This window comes from Corynebacterium nuruki S6-4 (assembly GCF_007970465.1).
GTDB lineage: Bacteria > Actinomycetota > Actinomycetes > Mycobacteriales > Mycobacteriaceae > Corynebacterium > Corynebacterium nuruki.
Map to the genome: position 1 here is coordinate 1,470,804 of NZ_CP042429.1, position 19,926 is coordinate 1,490,729.

Annotated in this window: 14 protein-coding genes and 3 rRNA genes; 8 read left to right on the forward strand and 9 right to left on the reverse strand. The window is 65.2% G+C overall.

Features of this window, described 5'->3' with window-relative positions; translation table 11 throughout:
- Positions 1 to 10: 10 nt before the first annotated feature.
- From FSW06_RS06580 to FSW06_RS14935, 3 genes are all read left to right on the forward strand, one after another.
- The gene (locus tag FSW06_RS06580; protein WP_010122078.1) at positions 11 to 628 is read left to right on the forward strand and encodes a GntR family transcriptional regulator; all 618 of its coding nucleotides are present in this window, start codon (positions 11 to 13) and stop codon (positions 626 to 628) included.
- A 163-nt stretch (positions 629 to 791) separates the two neighbouring features.
- On the forward strand, positions 792 to 1,190 hold the full coding sequence (locus FSW06_RS14730; RefSeq protein ID WP_238526009.1) for a hypothetical protein: 399 nt from the start codon (positions 792 to 794) through the stop codon (positions 1,188 to 1,190).
- Positions 1,191 to 1,254: 64 nt separating this feature from the next.
- Positions 1,255 to 1,389, forward strand: coding sequence for a hypothetical protein (locus FSW06_RS14935; RefSeq protein WP_274376971.1), 135 nt, complete (start codon positions 1,255 to 1,257; stop codon positions 1,387 to 1,389).
- Positions 1,390 to 1,575: 186 nt separating this feature from the next.
- On the opposite strand, the gene FSW06_RS06590 is transcribed toward FSW06_RS14935, so the two are convergent.
- A complete protein-coding gene (locus FSW06_RS06590; RefSeq protein ID WP_010122084.1) occupies positions 1,576 to 2,628 on the reverse strand; it encodes an alpha/beta hydrolase family protein in 1,053 nt (350 codons plus the stop codon).
- A gap of 19 nt (positions 2,629 to 2,647) precedes the next feature.
- Between FSW06_RS06590 and FSW06_RS06595 the strand changes: the two genes are divergently transcribed.
- The 3 genes from FSW06_RS06595 to FSW06_RS06605 all read left to right on the forward strand — a co-directional run bounded on the left by FSW06_RS06595 (position 2,648) and on the right by FSW06_RS06605 (position 6,281).
- The gene (locus FSW06_RS06595; RefSeq protein ID WP_010122086.1) at positions 2,648 to 3,910 is read left to right on the forward strand and encodes an aminotransferase class I/II-fold pyridoxal phosphate-dependent enzyme; all 1,263 of its coding nucleotides are present in this window, start codon (positions 2,648 to 2,650) and stop codon (positions 3,908 to 3,910) included.
- A 38-nt stretch (positions 3,911 to 3,948) separates the two neighbouring features.
- Entirely contained in the window at positions 3,949 to 5,160 is a 1,212-nt protein-coding gene (locus FSW06_RS06600) for a cobalamin-independent methionine synthase II family protein (RefSeq protein WP_010122087.1), read from the forward strand.
- Between the two features lie 83 nt (positions 5,161 to 5,243).
- Positions 5,244 to 6,281, forward strand: coding sequence for an iron-siderophore ABC transporter substrate-binding protein (locus FSW06_RS06605; protein WP_010122088.1), 1,038 nt, complete (start codon positions 5,244 to 5,246; stop codon positions 6,279 to 6,281).
- 70 nt (positions 6,282 to 6,351) lie between these two features.
- Here FSW06_RS06605 and FSW06_RS06610 read toward each other — a convergent pair whose 3' ends face one another.
- The 8 genes from FSW06_RS06610 to FSW06_RS06645 form a co-directional block, all read right to left on the reverse strand.
- Complete coding sequence (locus FSW06_RS06610; protein ID WP_010122090.1) at positions 6,352 to 7,758, reverse strand: NAD-dependent succinate-semialdehyde dehydrogenase; 1,407 nt, start codon at positions 7,756 to 7,758, stop codon at positions 6,352 to 6,354.
- 425 nt (positions 7,759 to 8,183) lie between these two features.
- Positions 8,184 to 8,300: ribosomal RNA gene (rrf, locus tag FSW06_RS06615) — 5S ribosomal RNA — on the reverse strand.
- 158 nt (positions 8,301 to 8,458) lie between these two features.
- Positions 8,459 to 11,532: ribosomal RNA gene (locus tag FSW06_RS06620) — 23S ribosomal RNA — on the reverse strand.
- Between the two features lie 314 nt (positions 11,533 to 11,846).
- Positions 11,847 to 13,366: ribosomal RNA gene (locus tag FSW06_RS06625) — 16S ribosomal RNA — on the reverse strand.
- Together the 16S, 23S and 5S rRNA genes form the textbook arrangement of a ribosomal RNA operon.
- 494 nt (positions 13,367 to 13,860) lie before the next feature.
- Positions 13,861 to 15,120, reverse strand: coding sequence for a UDP-N-acetylglucosamine 1-carboxyvinyltransferase (gene murA, locus FSW06_RS06630; protein WP_010122846.1), 1,260 nt, complete (start codon positions 15,118 to 15,120; stop codon positions 13,861 to 13,863).
- 54 nt (positions 15,121 to 15,174) lie between these two features.
- Positions 15,175 to 16,020, reverse strand: a complete 846-nt coding sequence (gene ramA, locus FSW06_RS06635) for an acetate metabolism transcriptional regulator RamA (RefSeq protein ID WP_010122847.1) — start codon at positions 16,018 to 16,020, stop codon at positions 15,175 to 15,177.
- 220 nt (positions 16,021 to 16,240) lie between these two features.
- A complete protein-coding gene (locus FSW06_RS06640; protein ID WP_040431085.1) occupies positions 16,241 to 16,795 on the reverse strand; it encodes a DUF2505 family protein in 555 nt (184 codons plus the stop codon).
- Positions 16,796 to 16,797: 2 nt separating this feature from the next.
- Positions 16,798 to 17,583 (reverse strand): enoyl-CoA hydratase-related protein, encoded by a 786-nt coding sequence (locus FSW06_RS06645; protein WP_010122849.1) that lies wholly within the window; start codon positions 17,581 to 17,583, stop codon positions 16,798 to 16,800.
- Positions 17,584 to 17,708: 125 nt separating this feature from the next.
- On the opposite strand from FSW06_RS06645, the gene cysK reads away from it, so the two are divergent.
- Together cysK and epsC are read left to right on the forward strand one after the other, a co-directional pair.
- On the forward strand, positions 17,709 to 18,644 hold the full coding sequence (gene cysK / locus FSW06_RS06650) for a cysteine synthase A (protein ID WP_029450369.1): 936 nt from the start codon (positions 17,709 to 17,711) through the stop codon (positions 18,642 to 18,644).
- A 182-nt stretch (positions 18,645 to 18,826) separates the two neighbouring features.
- Entirely contained in the window at positions 18,827 to 19,411 is a 585-nt protein-coding gene (epsC, locus tag FSW06_RS06655) for a serine O-acetyltransferase EpsC (RefSeq protein WP_010122852.1), read from the forward strand.
- The last annotated feature ends 515 nt before the right edge of the window (positions 19,412 to 19,926 follow it).

Genomic DNA, 19,926 nt, shown 5'->3' on the forward strand with positions numbered 1-19,926 from the left:
ACTGACCACCATGCGTGCCCAGTCCGTCGCCGCCGCGCTGCGGCATGCCGTCTCCGCCGGTGAGTACTCCCCCGGCGAGAAACTCAACGAGGTCGCCGTCGCCGAGAAACTGGGGGTCTCGCGCAACACCCTGCGCGAAGGGTTCGCCGCCCTCGCCGCTGACGGCATCGTCGACCGGATCCCCAACCGGGGCGTCTTCATCGCGTCCCCCACCGCCGCGGAGATCCTCGACCTGTACCGGGCGCGTGCCGTGATCGAGCCCGGCGCGCTGCTGTGGGGGGACGCCCCGGATGTCGACGCCCTCGACCGGATCGTCGCGGACGCCGAAGTCTCGTCGGATTCCGGGGCTTCGTCCTCTGTGGCGCTGGCGAACCAGGCCTTTCACCGCACCATCGTGGCGGCGGCCGGATCCGCCCTGCTCAATGAGGAGATGGACCGGCTGCTGGCGAGGATGCGGCTGGTGTTCCTCACCGTGGAGCAGGTCCGCCCGGCTCTGCACAGCGACTTCGTCCCGGTGAACCGTCGGATCGTCGAACTGCTGCGCACCGGTGACCGGGCGGGGGCCGCCGAGGCACTGCGGGCGTCCCTGGTGGAGACCGGGGACTCCCTGGCGACGGCCGCGAGTTGACCTGCGACAAGCTAGCCGCAGCCGGTCACCTTCAGCCCGCCCCGGCACGACAGACGCATGCCGCCGGTCTTATCGTGCCGACGAGTCCGGTCGGCACACGGGATGTTCGATCACCTGGAATTGTGAGCCCGGAGCTGTCCGGCGCATCCGACATAATGACCGGGTGGACACGAGCAACCATGGGGACGGTCGATTAGTGGCCTACGCCGACGAGTCCTCCGCCCCGCGTGGCATGGACCGTCAGGAGTACCTGGTCTGTGCTGCGGTCATCGAGAAAACTGACGCTGACCCGATCCGGGAATTGCTGCGGCCTCTGCTGCTTCCCGGACAGCGCAAACTGCACTGGAGCGATGAGAGCGGCCGTCGCCGTCGCGAAATCGTCGGCGTAGTGGCCGGGCTGGAGGCGATGCAGGTCATCATCACCCACCGCAGTACGCCGAGTCGGAAGACCGAGCGCTACCGGCGTAAGTGTCTTGAACAGCTCTACTTCGAGCTGCCAGATGGAGGTCACGGACCTGACGTTGGAGAGCAGACAACAGACTCAGAACGCCATGGATCTTGAACATATCCGGATTCTGCAGGGACTCGGACAGGCCGCAGGTATCCGTCTCCGACACTCACCAGGGATGGATGACCCTCTGCTCTGGATACCTGACATGATTCTGGGGGCGCTGAACACCAGCCATCTCGGCGACAGCCGATACTGGGAAGCCCTTCTCGACCAGGTTGTTCTGCAGAAACAGACCCCTGATTCTCTGTGATCCACCTCGGACATGCGAAGACCCCGGGGCCAGTCGTCCGGCTGGCGATCCGGGGTCTTCTTCCTGACCCATCGTAACGGGCGGCAATGCCACCAGGATAACAGCAACTCAGAACGGCCGGCAACGGTCAGTCCACGAGTACTGCGGTGATCCTGGTCTCCAGGAACGTCAGGACGCCCCCGCCCCCTACTGCCGCGCCAGCCACTCCGCGTCGTCGGCGACCCGGCGCCGCCACACGTCCGGCACACCGATGAGGTGCTCGGAGAGGTACTCGCGGTACTCCAGGTCGTCGGTGCGCGGCAGGAAGAACTCGCGGACCGTCTCCGCGGCGGTCCCCCGTGAATCCTCCGAGGCCAACGACACCAGCGTCGGGACGCCGTGCAGGTCCGGGTCGAAACCACCGTCCGCCCCCGCACCGGCCGGGATCCGCGGCGTCATCGCCAGCAGGAACTTCTCCGCCCTGCTGTCCAGCACCTTCTTCGCGGCGGTGAACCCGGAGCCGAAGGTGATCAGCCCGACCCGCTCGGCGGTCGCGGGCTTCGCCGCACCCTCGCCGACCAGCTCGGCGGCACCCCCGGCGACCTCGGCGAACGCGGCGGCGACCGTGTCCTCCATCAGCTGTGTGCGCTCCTCGACCGTGCCCTCGCCGTAGCCGGGCAGCGGGTAGAGCAGGTCCACGACCGTCACACCGGACTTCTCCGCCAGGGCGGCGAACAGCGGCAGCCACAGCTGGTCGTGGCTTTCGGCGTCGCCGAACCAGCCGGGCCCGCCGTGCAGGCTGACCGCGACGGCCCCGGTCGGCTCCGAGGGCCGCAGCAGGGTTCCGGTCAGACCGCCGACGGTCACCGGGGAGGCGTCCGGCCCGGTCTTGAGGAACGCGACGCCCGGCATGGACTGGTCGAGTCCAGCGCCGAGGACCAGCAGGCTGCAGTGGGTGATGAGGTCGGGCACGCGGGCCCACATGCGCTCGGTGGCGTCCTTGAGCTCGGTGAGCTCGTCACCGGTGACCCCGGCGCCCTCGTCGGTGGTCAGCGAGCGGAAGATCTCGGGGTAGGAATCCTCGAAGTACTCCAGCAGCTGCGTCAGCTGCTGGCGCGGGCTGAGCTTGTCGTGGCCTGCCATCGCGTCGGCCGGGTGCCCTTTGGGCAGGTCGGCGGGGTCGGTGGCTTCCAGGTGCTCGACGTGGTCGGGGTCGATTCCGGTGGCGGTGATCGGGGTGGGACGCTGCTGCTCGGTCATACCTCCATAGTATGGCTGTATGGCAGAACAGTTTCACCGCGCCCACCGTGTCGCCGGGATCGGCCCCACCATCTTCGCGACGATGACCGCCGAGGCCGTGCGCACACAGGCCGCGAACCTCGGGCAGGGATTCCCTGACGAGGACGGCCCGGCCGAGATGCTGCGGATCGCCGCCGACGAGATCCTCGGCGGCAACAACCAGTACGGCCCCGGCCCCGGCGTCCAGGCTCTGCGGGAAGCGGTCGCCCGCGACCGGCGCCGGCGGTGGGGCCAGCAGGTCACCGCCGACGACGTGCTCATCACCGTCGGCGCGACGGAGGCCATCGCCGCCTCGGTCCTCGGCCTCGTCGACGCCGGACGCCAGGTCGTGGTCCTGGAACCCACCTATGACGCCTACTCCGCGGCGATCGGCCTGGCCGAGGCCACCGCCCGGCCGGTGCGGCTGCGGCTGGCACCCGACGCCGACGGCGTCCGGCGGTGGTCGCTGGACCGTGCGGCCTTCGCCGCGGCCTGTGCCGAGGACGCCACCGCCGCGGTGATCCTCAACAGTCCCCACAATCCGACCGGTACCGTGCTCGACCGCGATGACCTGGAGTTCATCGCCGACTGTGTGCGCGGCACCGGCATCACCGTCATCAGTGACGAGGTCTACGAACGGCTCGTCTACGACGACGACCTGCACCACACCGCCTTCGCCACGCTGCCGGGCATGGCGGGGCAGACGGTGACGATCTCCTCGGCGGCGAAGAGTTTCAACGTCACCGGCTGGAAGACCGGCTGGGCGATCGCCGCCCCGGAGCTGCTCGCCGCGGTCACCGCCGCCAAGCAGTTCCTGTCGTATGTGGGGGTCACCCCGCTGCAGCCGGCGGTCGCGTGGGCGCTCGACAACGCCGACGAGTGGAGTGAGAACTGGGACGCCACGCTGCGTGACCGCCGCGACCGGCTGGCCGGGGTGCTGCGCGCCACCGGCCAGGAGGTCCTCGGCAGCGACGGCACGTACTTCCTGGTCAGCGACATCGCCCCGCTCGGACTCGGCATCTCCGGCGAGGAGTTCTGCCGGCTGCTGCCGTCGGCGGTGGGAGTCGCCGCGATCCCGGTGAGCGCCTTCGTCGTCGCGGACGCCGCCGACGACCCGGCCGACCCGGTCCGTACCCTGGTGCGGTGGACGTTCTGCAAGAACGACACGACGCTGGCCACCGCGGCCGAGCGCTTGTCCGGGGACGCGGCCGACGGCACCCTGGCTGACCGGATCCGGACCGCTCGGTCTAGACTGCGTTCCTGAGACGATTCCCCGCCCCCGACCTGACACAAGGAGCACCGATGGTCAACAAGATCCGCACCACGCATGTGGGGTCCCTGCCCCGCACGCCCGAACTGCTGGACGCCAACAAGCGCTTCAGCGACGGTGACATCACCCGCGAGCAGTTCCTGGAGATCCTCCAGAACAGCGTCGACGAGGTCGTCCGCCGCCAGCACGAGCTCGGCCTCGACATCATCAACGAGGGCGAGTACGGCCACATCACCTCCGGTGCCGTCGACTACGGCGCCTGGTGGAACTACACCTTCACCCGGCTGGGCGGCCTCACCATGACCGACACCGACCGGTGGGCCAACGCCGAGGTCGTGCGCTCCACCCCGGGCAACATCAAGCTGACGAGCTTCCCGGACCGCCGGGACCGCGCCGCCTTCAACGAGGCCTACGAGGACCCGGAGTCCGGCATCTTCACCGGCCGCGCCAAGGTCGGCAACCCGGAGTTCACCGGCCCGGTCACCTACATCGGCCAGGACCAGGTGGACGCCGACGTCGACCTGCTCACCAAGGCGCTCGACAAGGTCGGCCACGACCGGAAGGACGCCTTCGTCGCCGCCATCTCCCCCGGCTCCGCCGCCCGACTGACGAACAAGTACTACGACACCGACGCGGAGCTCGTCCAGGCCTGTGGTGAGGCACTCTCCCACGAGTACAGGACCATCACCGACGCCGGCTTCACCGTGCAGTTCGACGCCCCCGATCTCGCCGAGGCCTGGGACCAGATCAACCCGGAGCCGACCGTCGCCGACTACCAGGCGTGGATCCGGATCCGTATCGACGCCCTCAACGACGCGATCAAGGACCTCCCCAAGGAGCAGACCCGGCTGCACATCTGCTGGGGTTCCTGGCACGGCCCGCACACCACCGACATCCCCTTCGAGGACATCGTCGACGAGTGCCTGCGCGCCAACGTCGGCGGCCTGACCTTCGAGGGTTCCAGCCCCCGCCACGCCCACGAGTGGCGCGTCTGGCGCGACCACAAGCTCCCCGCCGGTGAGCTGATCTACCCGGGCGTGGTCTGCCACTCCACCAACGTCGTGGAGCACCCGCGGCTGGTCGCCGACCGCATCCTGCAGTTCGCGGAGGTCGCCGGCCCGGAGAACGTCATCGCCTCCACCGACTGTGGTCTGGGCGGACGCCTCCACCCGCAGATCGCCTGGGCGAAGCTGGAGTCCCTCGTCAAGGGCGCCGAGATCGCCTCGAAGGAACTGTTCGGCTAGAACCCCGGCGTCCTCCTCCTGAACAGGTACCGTTAGGCTGTCCTACAGTAACTGACACCTTTTCAGGAAGAAGGACGCCACCCATGCGTTTGCGCACCACCCGCAGGACCCTCACCGGCGCCGCCCTCGCCGCCGGGCTCGCTTTCAGCCTCGCCGCCTGCTCCTCCGACGACGCTTCGGACGCCGGCTCCGCCGACAGCAGCGCCGGCAGCTCCGGCAGCTCCAGCAGCGCCACCGACCAGGACGCGTTCCCGACCACCGTCGCCACCAAGTTCGGTGACGTCGAGATCAAGGACCAGCCCAAGAAGGTCGTCGCCCTGGGCTGGGGGGATGCCGAGACCGCCATGGCCCTGGGCGTCCAGCCCGTCGCCGAATCCGACTGGCTCAACATGGGCGGCGAAGGCCTCGGCCCCTGGGTCGACAAGGGCTACGACAAGGCCCCCGAGGTCATCAGCACCAGCGAACCCGAGTACGAGAAGATCGCCGCCCTCGAGCCCGACCTCATCCTCGACGTCAAGAGCAAGGGTGACCAGGAGCGTTACGACAAGCTCTCCGAGATCGCCCCCACCGTCGGCGTCCCCGACGACAAGGCCGACAGCTTCCTCACCGGTCCCGACGACCAGGTGAAGATGATCGCCCAGGCCGTCGGCAAGACCACGGAGGGCGACAAGATCCTCCAGGACCGCCAGGACCGCGCCGCCAAGATCAAGGCCGAGCACCCGGAGTGGGACGGCAATACCCTCTCCGCCGTCGGCGCCTCCAAGACCTGGGGCGTCTTCCTCCCCGGTTCCGTCCGCGTCGACCCGCTGATGCAGCTCGGCTTCCGGCTCAACGACGACATCGCCTCCTCGGAGGCCGGCCAGAACGGCTTCTCCGTCTCACTGACCGACGAGACCCTCTCGCGTGCGGACGCCGACCTCGTCCTCGCCTACCCCATCAGCAGGACCGAGCAGGACATCGCCGGCGCCGACGCCTGGAAGCGCCTCAACGCGACGAAGGAGGGTCACAGCGTGATCCTGCCGAAGGAGGTCGCCCAGGCCTTCAGCGCGGGTACCCCGCAGGCCTACAACTTCGCGATGGACAAGATGGTCCCCCTCATCGCCGACCACGTCGCGAAGTAACGCCTCCCTGCGTACCGGGCCGGAGCGCAGGGTCAGCGCGCGGCGCCGACGCGTCCGGCGGTATGCCGGATCAGAACGCCGGTGACAGCCCGGGGCCGGACTGGTCGCTGACGCGGAACAGGTGGTCGTTGCAGAATTCGCCGACGCCCCACTCCGCCAATTCCCGGCCGTACCCGGAACGCCCCACCCCGCCGAACGGCAGGCCCGCCCCCGTCACCGAGGCTTCGTTGACGAAGGTCATCCCGTCGTTGAGGCGGGACGCCACCTGCGTGGCCTCAGCGATATCCGTCCCCCAGACCGAGCCCGAGAGGCCGTAGTCCGAGCTGTTGGCCAGCGCGACGGCCTCCTCGGCGTCCTTGACGGAGTAGACGATCGCCACCGGTCCGAAGACCTCGTTGCAGCCGACGTCCGACCGCGGGTCGACGTCGGTCACCAGCGCGGGCTCCATGAAGGCGCCCGGCCGGTCGACCGCACCGCCGCCGACGCGGACCGTGGCCTCCCCGGCGGCCGCGGCGTCCGACAGCCTCTTGACGATCCCGTCGCGGGCGTCGACCGAGGACAGCGGGCCGACGTCGGCCTCCGGATCGTCCCAGGCACCGACCTTCAGCGCGGAGATCCGCGCGGTGAGTCCCTCGACCACCCGGTCGTAGAACGAATCCAGGACGATCAGCCGCTTCGGGGCATTGCAGGCCTGGCCGGTGTTGTACATGCGGATCTTCACGAACTGGTCGAGGACCCAGTCGAGGTTTCCGTCGTCGAGGATGATGAACGGGTCATTGCCACCGAGTTCCAGCAGTGACTTCTTGTAGTTCTCGCCGGCGGTCTTCGCCACTGCGGCACCGGCGGCCTCCGAGCCGGTGAGGGAGACGCCGGCGATACGCGGGTCGGCGACGAACGCGTCCATCTGCGATCCCGCGGCGTAGATGTTCTGGAAGACGCCCTCGGGCAGGCCGGCTTCCACCAGAATGTCTTCGCAGGCCTGGGAGGACAGCGGGCAGATCGATGCGTGCTTGAGCACCAGGGTGTTGCCGAGCAGCAGGTTCGGCGCCGCCCAGCGGGCCACCTGGTAATAGGGGAAGTTCCAGGGCATGATCCCGAGCAGCGGTCCGACAGGATCCTTGCGGACCCAGGTCCGCGTGGCGCCCTGGGCCGTCAGTTCACGGTCGGCGAGCAGCTCGTGGGCGTGGTCGGCGTACCAGCGGTAGATGGCGGCCACGATGCCGATCTCCCCCTTCCCCCACCGTGCCAGTTTGCCCATCTCACGGCCGATGTGAGCCGAGAGCTTGTCTGCACGCTGCTTGTAGAGGTCCGCTGCGCGGCGCAGGACGGCCGCGCGTTCGTCGATGTCGGTTTCCCGCCACCGGGCGAAAGCCTCGGTCGCGCGGGTCAGCACGGCGTCCCGCTCCGAATCGTCGAGACGGGTGAAGGTCTGTTCGGTATCTCCGGTGGACGGATTGATCAGTGCGAAGGTGGACATGCCTCCATTCGTAACCGCTCTCCTCCCGGTCCGCCACCGTCGGCGCCGCCGGGGCCGGTGCCCTGGGGCGCAGATACCCGGCGCCAACACTCCGGATTTCCTGCTCGACTTCACGGACTACATCCCACACCCGCCGCCGGTCGCCTCCGCCGGAACCGGCACCCGCCCCACAAGTGCAGAAAAGCGCGCAGCAACGGGCCCGGCCTGCGGGTGTGCGTCGGCAGGGTGGATTCTCCCCACCGGGCCACCCTGCCGACGCACACCCGCCACCGCCGGGCCGGCCGGTGACACCCCGGCACAAGACATACCGTCCGACCACGGACCCGAAAACTGCGCGCACGCACAAAAAGAAGGAGGCCCCGCCCCCACCCCGACCGACCAGAAGTCGACCAGAGCAGGGGGCAGGACCTCCCACACACGTTTAATGCCGGCGGCGACCTACTCTCCCACACCCTCCCAGGTGCAGTACCATCGGCGCAGGTGGGCTTAGCTACCGGGTTCGGAAAGGGACCGGGCGTGACCCCACCGCCAAAACCACCGACAAATCTATCAACGAAACAACCACACACACCAGACAACCACCCCGAACCAACAGGGGGCCACGGTGTGCTGTGCCGTTCCAGACACTGCACAATGGACGCGAAAACTCTTCAACGCTGCAACACATGCCGCACACCAACAACCCGTAACACGAGTGTTTAAGTGTAATGCTCGGTCAATTAGTACCGGTCACCTCCACCACTCACATGGCTTCCAGATCCGGCCTATCAACCCCGTCGTCTACAGGGAACCTCACACGAAACCTCATCTCGAAACAGGCTTCCCGCTTAGATGCTTTCAGCGGTTATCCCTCCCGTACGTAGCCAACCAGCCATGCCACGGGCGTGACAACTGGCCCACCAGAGGTACGTCCAACCCGGTCCTCTCGTACTAGGGTCAGCCTTTCTCAAGTTTCAACGCGCACGGCGGATAGAGACCGAACTGTCTCACGACGTTCTAAACCCAGCTCGCGTGCCGCTTTAATGGGCGAACAGCCCAACCCTTGGGACCAACTCCAGCCCCAGGATGCGACGAGCCGACATCGAGGTGCCAAACCATCCCGTCGATATGGACTCTTGGGGAAGATCAGCCTGTTATCCCCGGGGTACCTTTTATCCGTTGAGCGACACCGCTTCCACAAGCCGGTGCCGGATCACTAGTCCCGACTTTCGTCCCTGCTCGACCTGTCAGTCTCACAGTCAAGCTCCCTTGTGCACTTACACTCAACACCTGATTACCAACCAGGCTGAGGGAACCTTTGGGCGCCTCCGTTACACTTTGGGAGGCAACCGCCCCAGTTAAACTACCCACCAGGCACTGTCCCTGACCCGGATCACGGGCCGAGGTTCAGACATCCAATACGATCAGAGTGGTATTTCAACAACGACTCCACAACCACTGGCGTAGCCGCTTCACAGTCTCCCACCTATCCTACACAAACCGAACCGAACACCAATACCAAGCTATAGTGAAGGTCCCGGGGTCTTTTCGTCCTGCCGCGCGTAACGAGCATCTTTACTCGTACTGCAATTTCGCCGGGCCTGTGGTTGAGACAGCAGGGAAGTCGTTACGCCATTCGTGCAGGTCGGAACTTACCCGACAAGGAATTTCGCTACCTTAGGATGGTTATAGTTACCACCGCCGTTTACTGGGGCTTAAATTCTCCGCTTCGGGCCAAAGCCCTAACAGGTCCTCTTAACCTTCCAGCACCGGGCAGGCGTCAGTCCGTATACATCGACTTACCGTCTTCGCACGGACCTGTGTTTTTAGTAAACAGTCGCTTCCCTCTATTCTCTGCGACCCACACCAGCCAACAGTCCGCAAAAGACCACGACCAGCACGGGCCCCCCTTCTCCCGAAGTTACGGGGGCATTTTGCCGAATTCCTTAACCACAGTTCACCCGAACGCCTCGGTATACTCTACCAGACCACCTGTGTCGGTTTAGGGTACGGGCCGAACACGCACTCGCTAGAGGCTTTTCTCGACAGCACAGGATCACCGACATCCCCACAAAAGGGTACGCATCACGCCTCACCCATAAAGCGCCCCGGATTTACCTGGGACACGGGCCACACGCTTACACCACAATCCAATAAGTGGCTCGGCTACCTCACTGCGTCACCCCATCACTAGACTACTACGGATCAGGTCCCACGCATCCACACCACCAGCACACCAAAGATGCACCGACAGTCCTTCAGGGTGGTTAGTCTCACCGCCTCATCTTCTTTCGCACATGCTCGGGTACGGGAATATCAACCCGTTAACCATCGACTACGCCTGTCGGCCTCGCCTTAGGCCCCGACTCACCCTGGGAAGACAAACTTGACCCAGGAACCCTTAGTCATTCGGCGGATGAGTTTCTCACTCATCAATCGCTACTCATGCCTGCATTCTCACTCGCATAGCCTCCAGCACTGGGTCACCCCGCACCTTCACCGGCCACACGACGCTCCCCTACCAACCCACACCAAACGATGTGAGTTCCGCGGCTTCGGCGGTGTACTTAAGCCCCACTACATTGTCGGCGCACGGCCACTCGACCAGTGAGCTATTACGCACTCTCTCAAGGATGGCTGCTTCTAAGCCAACCTCCTGGCTGTCTTCGCGACCGCACATCCTTTTCCACTTAGCACACCCTTAGGGGCCTTAGCCGGCGATCTGGGCTGTTTCCCTCTCGACCACGAAGCTTATCCCCCGCAGTCTCACTGCCGCACTCTCACTTACCGGCATTCGGAGTTTGGCTGACGTCGCTAAGATGATAGTCCCGCTCAACCAACCAGTAGCTCTACCTCCGGCAAGAAACACACGACGCTGCACCTAAATGCATTTCGGGGAGAACCAGCTATCACGGAGTTTGATTGGCCTTTCACCCCTACCCACAACTCATCCCCTCAGTTTTCAACCTAAGTGGGTTCGCGCCTCCACGACGTCTTACCATCGCTTCACACTGGCCATGGGTAGATCACCCCGCTTCGGGTCCAGGACACGCCACTACAACACACTCGTTAGTATTCGCTTTCGCTACGACTACCCCACACGGGTTAACCTCGCGACGTGCCGCTGACTCGCAGGCTCATTCTTCAAAAGGCACGCCATCACCCCAAAAGGCTCTGACGGATTGTAAGCACACGGTTTCAGGTACTATTTCACTCCCCTCCCGGGGTACTTTTCACCATTCCCTCACGGTACTATCCGCTATCGGTCACAATGAGTATTCAGGCTTACCGGGTGGTCCCGGCAGATTCACAGCAGATTCCACGAGCCCGCTGCTACTCGGGGACACTCACACACCCGCACACACATGCTTTCACGTACCGGACTCTCACCGTCTACGGCAGGCCATCCCAGACCACTTCCGCTAACACGCATGCCACAGGCGACCAGCTGTCAGACCAGTCCTGCAAGACCCCACAACACCGACACCGCAACCCCTGACAGGTATCACACAGCACCGGTTTAGCCATCATCCGCTGTCGTTCGCCACTACCCACGGAATCACAATTGTTTTCTTCTCCTGCGGGTACTGAGATGTTTCACTTCCCCGCGTCACTCCCACACCGACTATACATTCACCGGCAGGTGACCGCCCACAACGACGGCCGGGTTTCCCCATTCGGACACCCTCGGATCAACGCTTGGTTGACAACTCCCCGAGGCATTTCGCAGTCTCCCACGTCCTTCATCAGCTCATCATGCCAAGGCATCCACCGTGTGCCCTTCACACACAACACAAACAGACTCTCTAAAAGAGCCCGGGTGAACAACAAAAAAATTTGCAGTAATAAAGAAGATACTCGCGTCCACTATACAGTTCTCAAACAACACGAACCCCCGAGAACCGACAACCACCAACGGCCACCGGACAACCAGGAATCCCAGAATCAGGAGTAGGACACTCCAGACACCCAACAACGATGACGAACCAACAAGCTGCACCACAGCGCACAACAACCGGCCGACCCACATCACGCTCGTGGCATCCACCCGGATTAACAAAAAAGCACCCAAACGTCCGTGTTGACGCGGTGCACAAAAAACTCCTTAGAAAGGAGGTGATCCAGCCGCACCTTCCGGTACGGCTACCTTGTTACGACTTCGTCCCAATCGCCGATCCCACCTTCGACGGCTCCCTAACGAGTTTGGGCCACCGGCTTCGGGTGTTACCAACTTTCATGACGTGACGGGCGGTGTGTACAAGGCCCGGGAACGTATTCACCGCAGCATTGCTGATCTGCGATTACTAGCGACTCCGACTTCATGGAGTCGAGTTGCAGACTCCAATCCGAACTGAGACCGGCTTTAAGAGATTAGCACCACCTCACGGTGTAGCAACCCACTGTACCGACCATTGTAGCATGTGTGAAGCCCTGGACATAAGGGGCATGATGATTTGACGTCATCCCCACCTTCCTCCGAGTTAACCCCGGCAGTCTCCCGTGAGTCCCCACCACAACGTGCTGGCAACACAGGACAAGGGTTGCGCTCGTTGCGGGACTTAACCCAACATCTCACGACACGAGCTGACGACAACCATGCACCACCTGTATACCGACCACAAGGGAAGACACATCTCTGCGCCGATCCGGTACATGTCAAGCCCAGGTAAGGTTCTTCGCGTTGCATCGAATTAATCCACATGCTCCGCCGCTTGTGCGGGCCCCCGTCAATTCCTTTGAGTTTTAGCCTTGCGGCCGTACTCCCCAGGCGGGGCGCTTAATGCGTTAGCTACGGCACAGAAGTCGTGGAAGACCCCCACACCTAGCGCCCACCGTTTACGGCATGGACTACCAGGGTATCTAATCCTGTTCGCTACCCATGCTTTCGCTCCTCAGCGTCAGTTACTGCCCAGAGACCTGCCTTCGCCATCGGTGTTCCTCCTGATATCTGCGCATTTCACCGCTACACCAGGAATTCCAGTCTCCCCTACAGCACTCAAGTTATGCCCGTATCGCCTGCACGCCCGGAGTTGAGCCCCGGAATTTCACAGACGACGCGACAAACCACCTACGAGCTCTTTACGCCCAGTAATTCCGGACAACGCTCGCACCCTACGTATTACCGCGGCTGCTGGCACGTAGTTAGCCGGTGCTTCTTCTACCACTACCGTCACAAAAGCTTCGTCATGGTTGAAAGGAGTTTACAACCCGAAGGCCGTCATCCCCCACGCGGCGTCGCTGCATCAGGCTTGCGCCCATTGTGCAATATTCCCCACTGCTGCCTCCCGTAGGAGTCTGGGCCGTGTCTCAGTCCCAATGTGGCCGTCCACCCTCTCAGGCCGGCTACCCGTCGCCGCCTTGGTAGGCCATTACCCCACCAACAAGCTGATAGGCCGCGAGCTCATCCTGCACCGAAAAACTTTCCACCACCAGTACCAACCGGTAGTCCTATCCGGTATTAGACCCAGTTTCCCAGGCTTATCCCGAAGTGCAGGGCAGATCACCCACGTGTTACTCACCCGTTCGCCACTCGAGTACCGGGTGCAAGCACCCGGCCTTTCCGTTCGACTTGCATGTGTTAAGCACGCCGCCAGCGTTCGTCCTGAGCCAGGATCAAACTCTCCATAAAAGCAAAACCCTACAAAGAGCCCTCACTGGCAAACAAAAAACAAAATACTGAACTGCTGACAATCAAAAGATCATCACAATCCGACCCGGTCGGGGGACCAAGGTCGGACCAATCACCACAGTGACACAGCAACAGCAACAATCAGATATCAATGATTTAACGAACCCCCGATCATACAGGGCTCGCCGGCACCACCGACACAGACCAACCTGTCGTCATGCGCACACTGTCGTGCAACAAAAAACTTGGTTCATCACGCTATTGAGTTCTCAAACAACCTACGCACACCACAACCAACCACCCACAGGCGGCTGCTCGAAGCGACTCCCTGAACTGTAACCCCCCGTTCACACAATCGCAAACCGGAAGCGACACCGCCTACCAGGGTGCAGGACCCGGTGTCTGTTCGTCATAACCCGCGGCGACCGCCGCGCTGACCCGACATAATCTACACACCCACCCCAGGAAACACACATCCCCAGGTCAGAGCACGTTTACTCCACCGAGACCCGCTTCACGGTCGCCCCGAGGGCATTGAGACTCTCCACGAAACCGGGGTAACCGCGGTCGATGTGGAAGACATCGTTGACCTGTGTGACACCGTCGGCGTACAGCCCGGCCAGCACCAGGCCGGCCCCGGCGCGGATGTCCGACGACCACACCGGCGCAGAGCTCAACCGCTCCACACCGCGCACGACCACATGATGTCCGTCGATCGTGGCGTCCGCCCCCAGCCTGGTCATCTCGTCGACGAACCGGAACCGCGACTCGAAGATGTTCTCGGTGATCACGCTCATCCCCTCACTCACCGTGCACAGGGCGAGGGCCATCGGCTGCAGATCCGTCGGGAAACCGGGGAACGGCAGCGTCTGGTAGTCCACGGCCGTCGGCCGCTCCCGCTGCACGACCCGGAAACCGGTCGGGTACGTCTCAACCTCCGCCCCCACGAGCTTCAGCTTCTCGAGGACCAGGTGCAGGTGCGCCGGGTCGATGCCGCCGACGGTGATGTCGCCGCGCGTCATCGCCGCCGCATAGGCCCACGTCCCGGCGACGATGCGGTCCCCCACCACCGTGTGCTCGACCGGGTGCAGCCTCTCCACCCCGGTCACCGTGATGGTGTTCGACCCCTCCCCCGTGATCTGCGCACCCATCGCCTGCAGCATGTGGCACAGGTCGACGATCTCCGGTTCCCGCGCCGCATTGTCGAGCACGGTCGTCCCCTCCGCCAGCACGGAGGCGGTGAGGATGTTCTCGGTCGCACCGACCGAGGGGAAATCCAGCTTGACGGACGCCCCGCGCAGCCGGTCAGCCTGCGCGACCACACAGCCGTGCTCGATCCGGGTGTGCGCCCCGAGCTTCTCCAGCCCCGACTGGTGCATGTCCAGCGGGCGGCTGCCGATGGCGTCCCCGCCCGGCAGTGCGACCACCGCGCGGTGGCAGCGCGCGGTCAGCGGCCCCAGGACGCAGACCGAGGCGCGGAACTGCCGGACCGCGTCGATGTCGGCATCGCAGGAGATCTCCGCCGGCGTGTGGATGACGACGTCCGGGCCCTCGAGTTCCACCTCGCATCCCAGGCCGCGCAGGACGTCCGCCATGTAGGGCACATCCGCGATCTCCGGGCAGTTGTGCAGCACGGTCGTCCCCTCCGCGAGGAGGGACGCCGACATGAGTTTCAGGACGCTGTTCTTCGCACCGTCGACCTTGACAGCACCTTCGAGACGGGCGCCGCCGGTCACCAGGAAATGATCTTTCACGCCCCCCACCCTAGCGGTCGGCCCCCGGCCACCGCGGGCGGCGTCCGGCGCGGATCAGGGCAGGGCGCCGATGCGCCGCGCGGCGTTGACGGCCTCGTACCGGGTGTGCGCCCCCAGCTTGCGCATCACCGACCGCAGGTAGCTCTTCACGGTCTCCGCACCGATGCCCATTTCTTCGGCTGCCTCGACGTTGGTGTGGCCCAAGGCGACACACGAAAGCACGTCGAGTTCGCGGGCGGAGAGCTTGGTGGTCTGCTTGACGCGGACCGGGCTGACCATCTGGTCGCAGAGGACCTCGAGATCCCGTCGGATCTCGTCGTCCTCGACCCGGTTGGCCAGCATGCGCAGCCGGGAGTGCGTCGCACGGACCTGCTCCCACTCCGCGCCGGACAGCGACCGGACCGGCTTGTTGACCGGTTCGCGGGGCGCCTGGTCGGCGTGGCGCAGAGCACCGTTGACCGCGAGATCCTGTTCGAGGACGCGGGCGGTCATCGTGACTTCCTCAAGCACCTTGTCGCCCATCCGGACCGGGGAGTGCACACCCGCGTACAGGACGCCGCGCATGTCCCGCCCGACGATGACCGGTACCGCGACGATCGAGTGCAGCCCCTCGTCGCGGATCGGGCGGTCGAACTCGTGGGAGATCGACTTCGCCCGGATGTAGTCGGAGACCCCGACCGGCCGCTTCGTGGCCATGACCCGGCCACCGACACCCTGACCCTGTTCGATGGACAGGTTGTTGAGGGCGGGGGTCCGCAACCCCACCCACTGGTTGATCACCATACGTCCGTCCGTCTGGCACGTCGCGAACATCGTCACCGGGATGCCGGTGGCGTTCTTCAGCGAGGAGAGTGCCGAACGGATGGCGTCGTCGTCGTCGCGGTGGCGCTGCTGCTCCACGGCTCACCTTTCTGTTGACCCGCGGGGCACCCCCGTTCCGGGAGTTCCCCGATATCGGGGGGACCTGACTCTGCCACCCCCGAGTATAGGACCCCCGCCCACCACCCCCAAATCTGGGCGGAGACGGGCCATAACCGGCGGTGAACCACCGGCGGGCCGATTGCCACCCCCGCAGCGGAAACAGACATGGCGGCGTCCGTTCGTCCGCGCACGCCGCCCCCTAGTTGCGTCCGGCCGCGTCGCCGTCACCGGCACTGTCACCGGCACTGTCACCGGCACTGTCACCGACGAGGACCTCGATCCGGCGCAGCGTCCGGGCCGTCGATTCCTCGGAGCCGGCGACGAGCTGCTTGGCGATCTTCCCGCCGACCAGCGGAAGGTCGACCTCCGCCGTCACAGTCGTCACCACGAGCGTCCCGCCGTCGTCGGCCGGACCGAACCGCTGCAGCGTCCGCATCGTCCCCATGCTCTTCGGCAGCGGGACCGTGCTGTCCATGGTGAACGTGCCGTCGTCACCGGGCGCGGAGATCACGCTGACCTGCTCCATGACCACCGGCGGCGTCTCCGCCTCCGGATCCGCCTTGCCGGCGACCGCCCGGGCGTACACCGAACCGTCGTCGCGGCGCTCGATCTCCTGCTCGGAGACCACCATCGTGCCGGGGTCGGTCTCGCTGCCGTCGAGGGTGAACAGGTAGCGCTCCGAGGTGACCACCTCATGGGCGACCCGGACGGGGACGCCGAGCTCCTGCCGGAAATCCGCACTCTTCGTCGCCACGGTTACCGGTGCCTCCACTCGGGCTTCCGCTTCTCGACGAACGCGGCCATGCCCTCCTTCTGGTCCTCGGTGGCGAACAGGCCCCAGAACGCCTCGCGCTCCTGGCGCATGCCCTCGGCCAGCGGGGTGTTCAGGGCGGCGTCCACCGTCTCCGTCGCCGCGGCCAGCGCGACGCGGGAGTAGGACGCCACCTGCGCCGCGATCTCGGCGACGGCGTCCGCGAAGCCGTCGACCGGCAGGACCCGGGAGACGAGTCCGGACCGCTCCGCTTCCTCGGCACCCATCGTCCGGCCGGTGAGGATGAGGTCCATGGCCTTGTACTTGCCGACGGCGCGGGTGAGCCGCTGGGTTCCCCCCATCCCGGGGATCACCCCCAGGGTGATCTCCGGCTGGCCGAACTTCGCCTTCTCGCTGGCGAGGATGATGTCGCCCATCATCGCCAGTTCACAGCCGCCGCCGAGGGCGTAGCCGGTGACCGCGGAGATGATCGGAGTCTGGATCGTGTTGACCTGCTCCCAGAGGGCGTAGAACCGCTTGAGCTTGATGTCGGGCCAGGTCTGGTCCTTCATCTGGGTGATGTCCGCGCCGGCGGCGAAGGCCTTCTCGCTGCCGGTGACGACGACAGCCCCGATGCCGGCGTCCGCGTCGAAGCCGGCGAGGGCGTCCACCACCTCCTCCATGACGGTCTGGTTGAGGGCGTTGAGCGCCTTCGGCCGGTTGAGGGTGATGGTCGCGACCCGGCCGTCGACCGAGGTCAGAATCGTCTCGTAGTCAGTCATGGGGACCATTGTGACACGGCGGCCCCGGCGGACGGTGTCTCGACGGATCCCGCGGCGGAATGTATACTGGCGCCAGACCTAGACAGACAGATCGGTCTGTTTGAACGGCAAACCAGGAAGGCCTCTTCGGAACAATGGGAAAGATCTACGACAACGTCACCGACCTGATCGGCAACACTCCGCTGGTCAAGCTCAACAAGATCGGCGCTGACCTGCCGGGCAACATCGTCGTCAAGCTGGAGTCCGCCAACCCGGGTAACTCCGTCAAGGACCGCATCGGAGCCGCCATCATCGACGCCGCCGTCGCCTCCGGCGAGCTCAAGCCCGGCGGCACCATCGTCGAGGCCACCTCCGGCAACACCGGTATCGCCCTGGCCACCGTCGGCGCCGCCCGCGGCTACAAGGTCATCCTGACCATGCCGGAGTCCATGTCGCTGGAGCGTCGCATCATGCTGCGCGCCCTCGGTGCCGAGCTCGTCCTCACCCCGCCGCCGGCCGGCATGCAGGGTGCTGTCGACAAGGCCAACGAGATCGTCGAGAACACCGACAACGCCGTCCTCGCCCGCCAGTTCGCCAACCCGGCCAACCCGGAGGCCCACTACAAGACCACCGGCCCGGAGGTCTGGGCGGACACCGACGGCAAGGTCGGCGTCTTCATCGCCGGCATCGGCACCGGCGGCACCATCTCCGGTACCGGCAAGTACCTCAAGGAGCAGAACCCCGACGTCCAGATCGTCGGCGTCGAGCCGAAGGATTCCCCGCTGCTGACCGAGGGCAAGTTCGGCCCGCACAAGATCCAGGGCATCGGCACCAACTTCTTCCCGGACAACCTCGACCGCGACATCCTCGACGGCGTCTACGACGCGACCATCGAGGAGTCCGTGAAGTGGGCCCGTGAGATCGCCGCCCAGGAGGGCATCCTCGTCGGTATCTCCACCGGTGCGAACATCGCCGCCGCGGTCGCCGAGGCCGAGAAGCCGGAGAACAAGGACAAGCTCATCGTCGTCATCGTCGCCGACTTCGGCGAGCGCTACGTCTCCACCCTGCTGTTCGACGACCTGCGCGACTGATCGCGCCCGATCGCGACTGACCGTGTCCGCCCCGTCGGCGGCACACCACGCCCCGGCGTCCCCGGTCCCCACCACGGACCGGCGGCGTCGGGGTGTTCCTATACCATTACTGTCACAGACGTCACACTGTGAAGCACCGACAAGCACGGACAAGCACCGAAACCCCGAAGGAGGACGCGCCGGTGAGCCTACTGAGCACGTTGAAAGAGGACCTGGACAGCGCGCGGACGCATGACCCCGCCGCCCGCGGCAACGTCGAGAACGCCATCGTCTACTCCGGCCTCCACGCCATCTGGAGCCACCGGCTGGCCCACCGGCTGTGGACCTCCGGACTCAAGGGGCCGGCCCGCATCCTGAGTCAGTTCACCCGCTTCCTCACCGGCATCGAGATCCACCCCGGCGCCACCATCGGACGCCGCTTCTTCATCGACCACGGCATGGGTGTGGTGATCGGCGAGACCGCCGAGATCGGCGATGACGTGATGCTGTACCACGGCGTGACCCTCGGCGGCTCCGAACTCGTCCAGCGCAAGCGCCACCCCACCATCGGCGACGGCGTGATGGTCGGCGCCGGCGCCAAGGTGCTGGGTCCGATCACCATCGGCGCCGGGTCGGCGATCGGTGCGAACGCCGTGGTGACCAAGGACGCCCCGCCGGACTCGATCCTCATCGGCATCCCCGCGAAGATCCGGCACCGCCAGCCCGACGAGCACGTCCCGCTGGTTGAGCCGGCCTCCTACGTCGACGACCTGCAGAACAACATCTGAGGACGCCGGGGGCCTGTCGTTCCCGTACCGCCGCAGTGGAGCCGTGACGCGAGTTGACCCGATTCTGCCGCTTTCGGGGAACTGAATCGTCCGAACCGGGTCAGCTCGGGACACCGTCGACATGTCGCACCACCGGCTCGGGGGAGACGCATTGTGACCGTGAACCCGGCCGCGGCGTCCGGTCCGGCAGCGCACTTGTTCGGCCGGCAGCGCACCTGTTCGACCGGCAGGCCAAAACTACGCCGGAGACGGTGGTGAACGGCGTTTTGGCCTGCCGTGCCGACGGTTGCGCTGCCACCGACCGGCCAGCCATCCCCAGGACGTCGTGGTGACGCGAGTTGACCCGATTCTGCCGCTTTCGGGGAACTGAATCGTCCGAACCGGGTCAGCCGGGGGCAGGGGTTGACGAAGAAGGGCTGGGTCGGCCGATAACACGCCCACAACAGACACACATTCTGACCATTAACCCACGAACTACATAGGGACACCACCCGGGCACGGCGAAACCCCCGCGG